This is a genomic window from Neobacillus bataviensis LMG 21833, assembly GCF_000307875.1.
Classification (GTDB): Bacteria; Bacillota; Bacilli; order Bacillales; family Cytobacillaceae; genus Neobacillus; species Neobacillus bataviensis.
This window is the reverse complement of sequence record NZ_AJLS01000133.1, coordinates 1-13,672: the sequence shown is the minus strand read 5'-3', so window position 1 is coordinate 13,672 and position 13,672 is coordinate 1. Positions and strand designations below refer to the sequence as shown.

Sequence of the window (13,672 nt, the reverse complement as noted above, 5' to 3'; positions counted from 1 at the left end):
GGCGGAGAGCGAAGGACACTAGCCGCTAGGGCGCTGGAGCTGGACATTTCTCAAAGTCGAAATTTATATCTTAAGAAAAGGCTGGGTGAATGCTTTCACCCGGCCTTTTGTATGAATCCCCACTATGACTTTAATAATCGCAGGCTATTTAAGATGACAAGAATCGTACTTCCTTCATGGCCAATGACCCCATAGGGCAAATCCAACATTTGAAAGAAATTCGACGAAATTAACAGCATGATGACAGTAATGGAAAAAATGACATTCTGTTTGATAATTTTGTTCATACGCTGTGAGAGGCGGATGGCTTCAGAAATTCTCGGTAAATCATTTTTCATGAGGACAATATCAGCTGTCTCAAGAGCTACGTCTGTCCCTCCACCCATCGCAATCCCCACATTGGCAATTGCTAATGCAGGTGCATCGTTGATCCCATCACCGACCATAGCAACTGTTTTATATTTTTCCTTTAGTTGTTTAAGCTGCTCCACTTTCTCTTCTGGGAGGCATTCTGCAAAAAATTCATCGACGTGACTTTCGGCGGCAATCGCCCGGGCTGTTTTTTCACTATCGCCTGTTAGCATGACAGTACGAATCCCTTGTTTCTTTAAATGGTCGATTGCAAGCTTGGTTTCGTCACGAACGACATCCTTCATCGCGACCATTGCACAAAGCTCTCCATCTATTTCAATAAATACAAGCGTATTGCCTAGGCTTGAAAGGTCTTTAGCCCTTCCATCGGCAAACCGCTCGACATTTTCCTTCCCGACAAATGCCGCTTTTCCGATCTTCCAGCGCTCTCCATTCACTTCGGCTTTAACACCCCACCCGGGAACATCTTCAAGGCTGTCTGGATGGAATAGCTCTTTTTTAATATTCTTCTTTGCATATTTGACAATGGCCTGTGCCAGTGGATGATTCGAATGACTTTCAATCGAAGCTGCCTTCCAGATGAGATCCTCTTTTTCAAGTCCTTCTTTGACAAACACTTCGGTGACTTCTGGTTTCCCCTTTGTGAGTGTGCCGGTTTTATCAAAAGCGATGGCTTCTAAATGACTTAAATTTTCAAGATGCACACCGCCCTTTACCAATATTCCATGTCTCGCTCCATTTGAAATGGCCGACAACGTAGCGGGCATGATGGAAGCGACTAGAGCACATGGGGATGCGACCACTAATAAAATCATTGCACGGTAAAAGGACTCATGCCAGCTCCAGCCGAGTAAGTAGTGTGGCAGGAAAAACATTGCAAACACGACAAGCAGGACAACCTTGACGTAAGTTCCTTCAAACCGTTCAATGAACAACTGTGACGGTGACTTTTCGCTTTGAGCCGATTGAACAAGCTGAATGATTTTTTGAAAAAGAGTATCTTGACTCGACTTTGTTACTCGAACGGTAATCGAACCTGTCATATTAACGGTTCCCGCAAAGACTTCTGCTTCTTCCCCTTTAGAAACAGGCATCGATTCACCTGTTATGGCTGCCTCATCAATATTGGTTTGTCCTTTGATAATCATCCCGTCTGAAGGGACACGTTCCCCCGGTTTAATGAGTATTTGATCTCCGACAAGCAGCTCGGAAACAGGAACCCTTTTTTCATACCCGTTAGCGATCAGCAATGCTTCTTCCGGCTGTAACTCCATTAATGAAGAAATTTCCTTGTGGCTTTTATTCATGGTGTAGGTTTCCAGGGCACCGCTGAGGGCAAATATGAAGATTAAGATAGCCCCTTCTGTCCAGTATCCGATTATGGCTGAACCAACTGCTGCAAAGATCATCAGCATTTCGACGTTCAGTTCTTTATTTTCATAGGTAGCCTCAATACCTTCTTTTGCTTTGGCAAAACCGCCAATTAGAAATGCCAGCAGGTAGGCGATGATAGAATCGGCACCGCTCCCGTATTTATCAAACAGCCAACCGGCTAAAATCAACACACCACTTAACCCGGCAGCAATCAATTCGGCATGTGGTTTAATTTTTTCTATCATGCCAACCTTCTGAATGCCCTTTGCTTCGGAACTCATAGTTTCTCCCCCTCTTTATTCTTATTGAGAAAAATAATCAATGTCATTACCCCTAAAAAACACGAAAGCTGTCATCGAAGTGATGACAGCAGAAATCCCTAAAATCATATAGTTTATTTAACTTAATCTTACCACACATTCTATGCGTTAAGATATGATTTTGCTTCAGTTCTGTACTTAATCATTTACCGTTACCAATGACTTTTCTTTATTTAACGAGATGATTAAGAAGATAATAAAAAATAAGGAACTTATTATATGAAAGAAGCTGATATTTTTAAAATACTGAATAAAAAATCCACCAAAGGTTGGGCCGATTAAACTGCCCAGACTTAAAAAGATGCCACACATTAGATTTCCTGTTGGAAATAAATTTTTCGGCATTAAGTCTGCCATATAGGAAATACCAAGCGAGAACGTGGAGCCCACACACATTCCTGCAACAAATAAACAGATAGCAAGCCAAAAGAAGGATTGTTCAAAGAAACTTGCCGCTGTAAAGCAAATGGAGCCAAGGAATAGGATAGTAATTAGAATAGTTCTGCGTCCGTATTTGTCACTCAAAATACCTAATGGAAGCTGAAATACAATTGCACCAATGGCAAAGGAGGCCAAGAGAATGGAAACGCTGTTTACATCGATGCCAATTCTTAATGCATAAACTGGAAAACTCCCATTTAGAGATGACTCCAAAACTCCATACGCAAGTGGAGGTAAAAAGGCAGCCCATCCGTATTTCCACGCTTGTGAAAACCGTTTTATCGTGGCGGTGAATGAATGAACTCGAATTTCTTGATCCGGAAGTTCGTTTTTAAGTGCAAATAGGAAGACCCATCCCACCAGACATAAAGCAGAAGATAGCATGAAAGGAAGCGCCTCGTTAACATTGACCAGTGGTGTCATCAATGGCCCTGCAGCAAATCCTATCCCAAAAAATAATCCGTAAAGAGATAGATTTCTTCCACGCTTCTTTTCGGATGAAAAAGAAGTAATCCATGTCTGAGTAGCAAAGTGCAAGGCATGATCACCGATCCCGATGAAAAGCCTTAGAATAAACCAAAACCAAAATGTTTTCCACAACGGAAACAATGCCAATGAAACAATTACCATCAGACCGCCGAAAATGATAATGGGCTTATATCCAAATTTTCGAAGGGGTTGCTCCATAAATGGGGATACTAAAAGTATTCCTATATATAGTGCTGTTGCATTTAATCCGTTTAATGATGAAGAAACTCCGCTATGTTCAAAAATTACCGCTATAAGTGGGAGGAGCATCCCTTGACTGAAACCTGAGACCGCCACAATACTGACTAATATCCAAAATCTAAAATTTGTATTTACATTTATCATTTTTTACCTCTTAAAAAAATAAATTGGTTGAGAATCAACTATTTATTATAACAAGATAATGGCTCTTTCGGTTAAAAATGAATCATTTCTCTTATTTATCATTAAGATAATTTTAGGACATTGAAGAAACAAATATAGGGTAGAAAAATAGAAAAGAAAAATTTTGATCATGGAGGGCTGGCTTTGACTAATAAAATCTTTATGCTGCTGACATTTATTGGGGTTCCGCTTTCGGTCATTGGAACACTGATGCATTGGCCAAGTATTGTTCTATTTATTCTTTACTGTTTAACCATTATTGCGTTATCAAGCTATATGGGGCGGGCAACTGAGAGTCTCGCCATTGTTGCGGGCCCGCGCATAGGAGGGCTGTTAAATGCAACCTTTGGAAATGCCGTGGAGCTGATTATTTCAGTTTTTTCGCTGAAAGCAGGACTTATTGGGATTGTTCTTGCCTCATTAACCGGTTCTGTACTGGGAAACTTGCTATTGGTTGCCGGACTTTCCTTTTTTATTGGCGGATTAAAATTCAAGCGGCAGGAATTTAATGTATTTGACGCCCGGCACAATTCCGGCCTGCTGATGTTTGCAGTTATAATTGCGTTTGTTATTCCAGAGGTATTTTCGATGAATATGAATGAAACGAAAACTTTATCCTTAAGTATTGGGATCTCGATTATTCTTATTCTCCTTTATCTTGCGGCATTATTTTTTAAGCTTGTTACCCATCGAGGAGTTTATCAGTCTGCCACGGAAAAAGAGGTTCACGACGAGGAAGAACCGGAATGGGGGAAGGGTAAGGCAATCGGAGTTCTATTGATCGCAACGTTAGCTGTTGCTTATATTTCTGAACATCTTGTTCATACCTTTGAGTATGTTGGTGAAGCTTTTGGATGGACGGAGCTCTTTATTGGGGTAATTATTGTCGCAATAGTCGGTAATGCCGCGGAACATGCATCAGCCGTCTTGATGGCATTTAAAAATAAAATGGATGTAGCTGTTGAAATTGCCATCGGTTCCACCTTGCAAGTTGCAATGTTCGTCTTACCAGTGCTTGTCCTGATTTCCCTGCTATTTGACCAGTCAATGCCGCTGTTATTCAGCTGGCAGGAATTAATCGCAATGGTATCATCAGTCTTACTAATGGTTGTCATCTCAAACGACGGGGAATCCAACTGGTTTGAAGGACTTACCCTGCTGGCAGCCTACGTAATAATGGGAATCGGCTTCTTCTTACTATAAGTACCTTCACAATACTATTAATGGTGTCAGGCACCAAAAGACTCTAGACCAAATGGTCCAGAGTCTTTATTTGTTCCAAATTATTCTTATGTTTGAAATGTACGGGGTAAATCTTTATTCCTGTGCTATAATGTAACAGTTATTTGGGTTTAAAAATCAATCGCTTTCTTTGGGTCCATCAATCACCAACCTTCATGTTAGGTAAGATTGCGAAAAACACGAGTGTTGAATTTCATATAAGACGGGAATCCCAACCTCCTTAAGATGGAAATAAAGTAACAAGTTAGCCGATTGATTACAGCCCTCCTTTTTTGAAAGGTTAAGTATATTATAAAACTAAATTGGAATTTTGTAAATAATCTGATTATTACATTTTCGTTACTTTTTACTAATTTTAAAGGAGAGACAGATGAAATTTTTTATTAGATTATTATTTTTTATTATTGGGCTATCCGTTATGACTTTTGGTGTATGTATGACAATTAAAGTTTCGGATATTGGTGTAGGTGCCTGGGATGCCCTTAATGTTGTGCTTACTGAGAAGGTAGGATTATCCGTTGGAAAATGGGTGATGATCGATGGAGCCATTTTAATTTTTGTCAATGCACTGTTAGTAAAGAGGAGACCCGATTTTCTGTCGTTTTTAACGATCATTGTCATCGGTTCTTTAGTCGACTTTTGGCTCATGACTGTTTTTAATTTGTTTACTATGAACCAATTTATCGCCAAATTGGGAATGCTGCTCGTCGGTATCTTAATTATCGGATTTGGAGCGGCCATCTATTTGCAGGCAAAGTTCCCTCAAAGTCCAATTGATAATTTTATGCTAGCTATAAAGGAACGTTTTCGGGTGAATTTGATGATGGCCAAAACAATTGGCGAAGTTACAGCCTTAGTCCCTGCTTTTTTACTTAAAGGACCCATATCGTACGGGACCATCATTATTACCTTTACGGTAGGCCCTGCAATTCAATTGTTTTTTCCATACTTTGAAAAATTAATGCAACGCCTTCAGGCAAAATATTGAGTGAAAAATGCTTATTTAGGGGAATTTTAGAAAAAAATTTCTGGAATGGATAATATGAATGAACTCCGAAAAAACTACGTAGAGACATTATTAATGCTACTAGTGAAAGGAGTTTACCTTGTGAAGAAACATATTTCTTTACTTTTGACAATGCTATTAATGCTTTCCTTTATTCCCTCTGCTTTCGCCGAAAAAGCAGCGGTGAAAAAAGCCCCTGCTCCAGTAAAATATCAAGTCCCTGCCTCAGTTCGGAACATTTCGAAGGAAAATACGTATCCGAATTCGACGCAGGACTTGCCTTTACTGAAGCCAAGCGATTTAACCAAAAAGTTAATAAATTCTTCAAAAGAAAAAATTGAAAACCCTGATTTAATCCGCATGCTCAATGAGTCAAGTATTAACAGCACCCCATTTGCGGTTGGTTATCGTGCGATTATCTACCTAGGCCAGTGGCCGTTGAATTACGAATCATCAGAAACCTCTCCGAATTGGGAGTACCAAAAGATTAATACGAATTACTTTGATAATCGTGGTGGAAAAGTGCCTTATCAAATTAAATATGTGCAAGAATCACAAAAGATTATCCGCGGCGGACTGACAGCCAAAATTGCCAATCCCGAAGATGTGAAAAAGATGATGCTGCTAAAGGCGATGGAAAAAACTCGTCTGCCGCTCTCGTTTGAAACAATTATCGGAGCCGGCACAAAAAATGACCATATTTATAATATCCCTGCAAACCGTCTAGGCTACTTATATGCCTATGCACCAGGTGTCAATGAAAAAGGGAAAGTAACCTACGGTGAAGTGTATTTGATGTTAAAAGGCAGTAAAAAGTTTATTGTCGTGAAAAACGTTACTTCCCAAGGGATTGGTGCCTGGATTCCTGTCCAGGATTATGTTTCCTTTGGTTTCGCTGCTTCAGAACGGCCACGATGATTTTTGGGCGGAAGGACTCCTGGCAGCAGGGGTCTTTTTCTTTTAAAATAATTAGGACATACTATTTGTCAAAGCTTCAATTTTTCGATAGGATGAAAACGGTAAAGAAAGGAGCGATACAGCTTGGGCAGTCCAATTCAAGAAAAAAATACACAGGTCGACTTTTTAAAGCAGCGCTTAAATATGTTTATTGATGTGCTTGATGCCATTGATCCGGAAGATGCGGATCTTGAAGATATTGACCGTTTAATTTCCATGCTTGATGACATGGAATCAAAATGCAGAGAATTTAATAATCGAGAAGTAAGTGAGTCTGTTAAATAGCAGACTCTTTTTTGTGGGGAAAATGGAGTAAAATCCCATGTATTCGCTTGCAAGCTTATTCTTTAAATCTAGTGGTGATAGGAGTATAATGTAGACGTGTAAAAAGTTGTAATATTATAAAAAGAGTAATTTGGGGCAAAGGGAAAGGGGTACTCGAATTGAATATTGAAAAATTCCAGGAAAGTATGTACAAGCTTATTGTTGAAACTTCCACTAAACTTCCAAAAGATGTTCGTCGAGCTGTTTTGGCTGCGAAAGAAAAGGAAAATGCCGGAACTAGCGCAGCGATGAGTCTTGCCACAATCACTAACAACATAAAAATGGCGGATGATCAAGTTTCACCAATCTGCCAAGATACGGGATTACCAACTTTTAAAATTAAAACCCCAGTTGGTGTGAATCAATTAGAATTAAAAGAAGCGATTCGTCAAGCGATTGTCCTGGCAACAAAAGAAGGTAAATTACGTCCAAACTCTGTTGACTCGTTAACAGGTGAAAATAGCGGTGATAACCTTGGTGCTGGTGTACCGGTTATTAAGTTTGACCAATGGGAAAAAGAGTACATTGATGTCCGCCTGATTCTAAAAGGCGGCGGCTGTGAAAATAAAAACATTCAATATAGTCTTCCATGTGAACTAGAAGGACTGGGCCGCGCGGGCCGCGACCTTGACGGTATCCGCAAATGTGTCATGCATTCTGTTTACCAGGCACAGGGTCAAGGCTGCAGCGCGGGCTTTATCGGCGTCGGCATTGGCGGTGACCGTTCATCAGGTTACGATTTAGCAAAAGAACAATTATTCCGTTCTGTTGAAGATATGAACCCGAATGAGGATCTTCGTCGGTTAGAAGAATATGTGATGGAAAATGCAAACAAACTTGGCATTGGCACCATGGGCTTTGGCGGCGAAGCAACGTTACTCGGATGTAAAGTTGGTGTCATGAACCGGATCCCTGCTAGCTTCTACGTTTCCGTTGCCTATAACTGCTGGGCATTCCGCCGTTTAGGTGTCAGCGTTGATACTGTTAGCGGGGAAATTAATGAATGGATGTACCAAGATGGTGAGTTCATTGATTTTGCTCAGACGGAGGCTGAAAAAGAAACAGCTGCGGCTTCTTCTGAAGAAGTGATTACTTTAGAGGCACCGATTACTGAAGAGAAGATTCGCTCGTTAAAGGTCGGCGACGTCGTTCAAATAAACGGCTTAATGTACACAGGCCGCGACGCGATTCATAAGTATTTAAGTGACCACGATGCACCAGTTGATCTCAATGGTCAAGTTATTTACCACTGTGGTCCGGTTATGTTGAAGGACGAAGCAGGGGAATGGCATGTTAAAGCTGCCGGTCCAACAACAAGTATTCGCGAGGAACCTTACCAAGGTGATATCATGAAGAAATTTGGTATTCGCGCTGTTATTGGAAAAGGCGGTATGGGCCCTAAGACGCTGGCTGCTTTACATGAGCACGGCGGCGTATATTTGAACGCTATTGGTGGTGCGGCGCAATATTATGCTGATTGCATTAAAGGCGTTGAAGGCGTTGATTTGATGCAATTCGGTATTCCTGAAGCGATGTGGCATTTACGTGTTGAGGGCTTCACGGCCGTAGTGACAATGGACTCACACGGAAACAGCCTGCACGCCGACGTCGACAAATCTTCATTGGAGAAATTAGCACAGTTTAAGGAACCGGTTTTTAAATAGGATTGGTTGCGTAAAGCAGACGCTGGGGGTGATGGCGTCTGCTTTTTTGGGTTTGGATGGCTTGCAGGAGGGATTTGTTCAATTGTCTGGGGGATTTGTTCATAACTAAGGCTAATTTGTTCATAACCTTCCTCGATTTGTTCATAATACGAGAAAATTTGTTCATTATATCCGAAAATTTGTTAACAAATTTTGACAGCTAAATAAAGAATAAATATAGACTATCATTTCGTGCAGGATTGGAAAATTATGATGTCGAATTATACATTAAATTAGAAAAGGAGGGAAAATCTTGTTTGATTTAGAATTAAATAGACCAATAGCCTTAGAGCAAGCGGAAGCAGCCCAAAGACGATTACCAATTTTTCATGAAATGAGGCATGATATTGAGATTAAAGTAAGAAATTTTGCATCCGGATATCAAGGAGAGAAAAAATTACGATACTTTCTAGGCCTAATTCCTGAAAAAAGGTATCATATCTTTCATGGTCTTCGTTTACCCGCCGAAAATTCTTTCTTTCAGATGGACGCTCATCTTCTTTCCGCAAAGTTAATTATCCTCATTGAATCAAAAAATTACTCTGGAAAAATCTCTATAGGTAAACTTCAGTTGACTCAAGAAATTAATAATTCAACTGCGATCTACGATAATCCAATAGTACAAGTGAATCGGCATAAATTACTTTTGCAATATTTTTTTAAAAAGTATCAAATTCCTCCAATCCCTATTGAAACTCTAGTTGTGTTTACTAAATCTTCTGCAGAAATTAATATTGCCCCAGGTTATGCGGAGGCAGAAAAGAAGATTGCAGGGTCAGTAATCTTTTAAAGAAAATTGAAGAACTAGAGAAACTTTATACTAAAGATAGTGTCGAGCAAAAAACAATTGGGAAAATAAAGAGGTGTGTTTTAAATAAGCACACTCCATTAAGAATAGACTTTTTACAAAAAATGGGCATACATAAAAGTAGCATATTATCCGGAGTTAGGTGTCCAGACTGTTCGTTTATTCCAATGAATTACGAAAGGAATAAATGGAAGTGCCCAGATTGTCATCATATTTTAAAAGATGCACACCTAGCAGCAATTGAAGATTATTTTCTTCTAATAAAAACCTCCATTACAAACTCAGAATTACGCGAATATCTCCATCTTCCGACTAGAAGGTCTTCTACCTATGTATTAGCATTATTAAATTTACCATCATCCGGTTCTAAAAGAGGATGCGTCTACCATCAACATCGCCGATTTCCTTAATCTGCTATTTATGTTTTCCCCCATAAAACAAACACTATAATAAACAAAAATAGGGGGAACATGCATGAAAAGATTACTCAGCATCCTTAGTATGCTGCTCTTACTGATTCCACATGTTACATACGCAGCGATGCCCAATAAACCAATTAACTGGGGATTTAAAAAAGCAGTCAATGAACAGCCACCGGAAGCAGGCGCCCTATATGATGAGATTCTTGCAAAATATGGTGCTTTTTACAAAGGGGATCCCAATTCCAAGATCTTATACCTAACCTTCGATAGTGGTTACGAAAATGGTTATACCCCGAAAATCCTGGAGGTTTTAAAAAAGGAAAAAGTACCTGCGACTTTTTTTGTAACAGGGCATTTTTTAAATTCACAACCGGAACTGGCAAAGCAAATAGTAAAAGAAGGGCATATCATTGGCAACCATTCTTGGAGCCATCCTGATTTCACAGCCATAAATGATGCAAAAATTCGGGAAGAGCTCAAAAAGGTTAAAATCAAAACAAAAGAAATAACAGGTCAAAAGAAAATGCAATACCTACGCCCGCCACGAGGTGTTTTTAGCGAAAGAACTATGCAAATCGCAAGGGAAGAGGGTTACACACATGTTTTCTGGTCGCTCGCATTCGTCGACTGGAATATCAATCAGCAAAAAGGCTGGGAATACTCATACGCTAATATCATGAGGCAAATCCATCCCGGCTGCGTGCTACTGCTGCATTCAGTTTCAAAAGACAATGCTGATGCATTAGAAAGAGTCATACCGGAATTGAAGAAAAAAGGCTACAAATTTAAAAGCCTTGATCAGTTTAAATAAATTTACCAAAAGCCGGATTCCGCTAAGGATTCGGCTTTTCTCCTTAAATCGTGCTATAATACGAGGACTTAAGCTTGATGAAATTTGGAGTGAACATAATGAAAACCGAACAAGGTATCAAAATTCAAGTAAATCAAACATTTCCCTTAACGATAAAAAGACTAGGCATTAATGGAGAAGGTGTCGGCTATTTTAAAAAACAGGTTGTCTTTGTGCCGGGAGCCCTTCCAGGTGAGGAAGTTGTCGTTGAGGCAACAAAAATTAACCCCAAATTTGCCGAAGCCAAAATAAAGAAGATTCGCATCAAATCACCACATCGTGTCCTCCCGCTTTGTCCGGTTTATGACCAATGCGGCGGCTGCCAGCTTCAACATTTGCAATACGGCCAGCAGCTAAAGGAAAAACGCGATATTATTGTCCAATCACTAGAACGCCATACAAAGCTTGCAATTAATAAGCTCGATATCCGTGAAACGATTGGCATGGAGGATCCATGGGGTTACCGCAATAAAAGCAGCTTTCAAGTCGGACAAAAAGACGGAAAAGTACTTGCTGGATTATACGGGCTTAATTCACACCAGTTGATTAACATTGACCAATGTGCTGTCCAACACTCGCAAACAAATGAAGCTACCGCCAAGGTGAAGCGGATTCTCGAGGAGTTACACATTCCTATTTATAATGAAAAAACTAGAAAAGGAATCGTCCGAACCATTGTTACTCGTGTCGGTGTGCAGACCTGCGAATTGCAGGTCGTTCTGATTACGTCGCAAAAAGAGCTACCGAAAAAAGAGCTTATCATTGAGGAAATACAAAAACAGCTTCCAAATGTGAAATCAGTGGTTCAAAACATAAACGGGCAAAAAACCTCGCTTATTTTTGGCGAGGAAACTGTGCCGCTTGCCGGGGAAGAATTTATTCAGGAAACCCTTGGTGACCTGCAATTTGAACTATCAGCGAGAACATTTTTTCAATTAAATCCTTCTCAAACAATCAAGCTTTATAATGAAGTGAAAAAAGCGGCTGGACTAACGGGCAAAGAAAAAGTAGTCGATGCCTATTGCGGTGTAGGAACGATTGGGTTATGGCTTGCTGACCGAGCAGCGGAAGTCCGTGGCATGGATATCATCCCTGAATCCATTGAGGATGCGAAAAAAAACGCCAAGCGCCACGGATTCACCAATACGAAATATGTTCCTGGGAAAGCAGAAGAAGTATTGCCTAAATGGGTTAAAAAAGGTTGGAAACCAGATGTCGTTGTAGTAGATCCACCAAGAACCGGCCTTGACAACCAGCTGATTCAAACTATTTTACAAGTAAAACCAGAGAAGCTAATCTACGTTTCATGTAATCCATCGACATTGGCAAAAGACATTCAAACCTTAAGTGCGAAGTATGATGTGAAGTACATTCAGCCGGTGGACATGTTTCCTCAGACGGCACACGTCGAGTGTATCTCGCAACTCATTTTAAAGAAAGGCAACTAACCCTTGAGGTTGTTGCCTATTCTTGATCATCGAAAGGATTTAAAAAGTTGTAATGTATACGTAGATTACCTTCAATGCTACAGGTTATTTTATTCACCAATGAGTGCAAGACTTGAGGGGTTAGATCATTTAGTATTGAAACTTCTTTGAGCTTCTTTCCTAAATTAATTGCATAGTTCTCACTTTCGCACTCTTCAAGCTTTGCTTGAAATTCAATTTTGGCGGTTTCGAGCCCAGCTACTTCTTGGTCTATCTGTTTTCGATATTCTACCAGCTCTTCTCGAGTTATAATCTCATCAGCATACATATCAAGATAATCTTTCTTTCTTGAACGTATTCTTTTTGCCTTATTTTCGATTTTTGTTATTTCGTTTGTTATCGAAGCCTTCTTTTGGTCCAATCTTATTTGCAAGCTTTGAACAAATTCATCATCTTGAATGGAGTGGAATAACTCGTGTAAATCCTCAATAATAATGTGTTTTAGTTCCTTCTCACGGATAACGGCTCTATTTAGACAGTAAGTATCACCGTATTTAATATTTCCTCCACATCTATACCCTTTTTGATTAGCCTTGTACCACATTCCTTTTTGGCAATTTTCACAGAACAATACATTCGTAAATAAATGACTTTTTGGAGCAGTAGTTGTACGTGTTCGGGTTTGAAGCATTTTTTTTACGGACTGAAAAATCTCCTTTGAGATAATAGGCTCGTGAGTATTTTCTCGTATCGTAGCTTTGCCTACATCAAGAGTTCTTCGTTTTGTTGTTGTTACTGAAATTGTTTCGGTTCTGTTTTGAACCAGATCACCACAGTAATGTTGATTATTTAAGATATTTTTAATCGTGGTAGCGTGCCATAAAGGTGATGCGTTAGACTTATTAGCAATTTGTGAAGGGGTTGGAATCTTTTCTGCTATGAAATTTTTTGCTATTGAGTCCATCCCTTTTCCATCCAAGTACTCTCTAAAAATTCGTCTTACGATTTCAGGAGTGTTGTCTTCACGAATTTTAAGCTTACCGTTGTCTGAATAATATCCGTAAGGTGGATTAGAACCTACAAATAATCCTCTTTTAGCTTTTGTACTTTTGGCGGCCTTATTTCTCCGGCTGCTAGTTGCTGACTCATTTTCGTACAGCCAAGCAAAAAGACCAAAGTTTTGTACATCTCCGGTAATCGTATTTATCGAATTATCAAGGCATACAATATGAATACTGTTTTGCAGGCAGATATCTCGAAGTTCATACGATAATCTTCCATTACGAGCTAGTCTTGATAGTTCTTTAGCTAGTATCACATCAAACTTACCAGCTTTCCCGTCTTCAATTAATGCCTTTAAACCTGGTCTGTTACCCTTTGTTCCCGATTGCTTATCTGTGTAAATCTCTACAACCTCCCAGTTGTTCTGGGCTGCGTAATTTTGAAATAGATCTATCTGGTTTTCAATAGAAGTTTTTTGTGAATCCATCTCAGTGGAGACACGAGCATATACG

The 13,672-nt window shown here is 39.8% G+C and carries 11 protein-coding genes; 8 read left to right on the top strand and 3 right to left on the bottom strand.

Annotated features, from left to right (window positions below):
- Positions 1–122 precede the first annotated feature (122 nt).
- Complete coding sequence (locus BABA_RS20075) at positions 123–2,027, bottom strand: heavy metal translocating P-type ATPase (protein ID WP_007087074.1); 1,905 nt, start codon at positions 2,025–2,027, stop codon at positions 123–125.
- 177 nt (positions 2,028–2,204) lie between these two features.
- Positions 2,205–3,380: an MFS transporter gene (locus BABA_RS20070; protein ID WP_007087073.1), complete on the bottom strand. Its 1,176-nt coding sequence runs from the start codon at positions 3,378–3,380 to the stop codon at positions 2,205–2,207.
- A gap of 183 nt (positions 3,381–3,563) precedes the next feature.
- Here BABA_RS20070 and cax point away from each other — a divergent pair, with 183 nt between their 5' ends.
- The 8 genes from cax to rlmD all read left to right on the top strand — a co-directional run bounded on the left by cax (position 3,564) and on the right by rlmD (position 12,179).
- Positions 3,564–4,622, top strand: coding sequence for a calcium/proton exchanger (cax, locus tag BABA_RS20065; protein ID WP_007087072.1), 1,059 nt, complete (start codon positions 3,564–3,566; stop codon positions 4,620–4,622).
- Positions 4,623–5,031: 409 nt separating this feature from the next.
- A complete protein-coding gene (locus BABA_RS20060; protein ID WP_007087071.1) occupies positions 5,032–5,649 on the top strand; it encodes a YczE/YyaS/YitT family protein in 618 nt (205 codons plus the stop codon).
- A gap of 120 nt (positions 5,650–5,769) precedes the next feature.
- A complete protein-coding gene (locus tag BABA_RS20055; RefSeq protein ID WP_007087070.1) occupies positions 5,770–6,585 on the top strand; it encodes a YfkD famly protein in 816 nt (271 codons plus the stop codon).
- Between the two features lie 123 nt (positions 6,586–6,708).
- Positions 6,709–6,909 carry an SE1561 family protein gene (locus BABA_RS20050; RefSeq protein ID WP_007087069.1) on the top strand — a complete coding sequence of 67 codons (201 nt, stop codon included), beginning with the start codon at positions 6,709–6,711 and terminating at the stop codon, positions 6,907–6,909.
- 158 nt (positions 6,910–7,067) lie between these two features.
- Positions 7,068–8,612, top strand: coding sequence for a fumarate hydratase (locus BABA_RS20045; RefSeq protein WP_007087068.1), 1,545 nt, complete (start codon positions 7,068–7,070; stop codon positions 8,610–8,612).
- Between the two features lie 292 nt (positions 8,613–8,904).
- Positions 8,905–9,441: a nuclease-related domain-containing protein gene (locus tag BABA_RS20040; RefSeq protein WP_007087067.1), complete on the top strand. Its 537-nt coding sequence runs from the start codon at positions 8,905–8,907 to the stop codon at positions 9,439–9,441.
- A gap of 519 nt (positions 9,442–9,960) precedes the next feature.
- On the top strand, positions 9,961–10,692 hold the full coding sequence (gene pdaA / locus BABA_RS20035; protein ID WP_235749764.1) for a delta-lactam-biosynthetic de-N-acetylase: 732 nt from the start codon (positions 9,961–9,963) through the stop codon (positions 10,690–10,692).
- 98 nt (positions 10,693–10,790) lie between these two features.
- Positions 10,791–12,179: a 23S rRNA (uracil(1939)-C(5))-methyltransferase RlmD gene (rlmD, locus tag BABA_RS20030; protein WP_007087065.1), complete on the top strand. Its 1,389-nt coding sequence runs from the start codon at positions 10,791–10,793 to the stop codon at positions 12,177–12,179.
- A 16-nt stretch (positions 12,180–12,195) separates the two neighbouring features.
- Here rlmD and BABA_RS20025 read toward each other — a convergent pair.
- Positions 12,196–13,672: recombinase family protein (locus BABA_RS20025; protein WP_007087064.1), on the bottom strand; the 1,477-nt coding region annotated here is incomplete at its 5' end.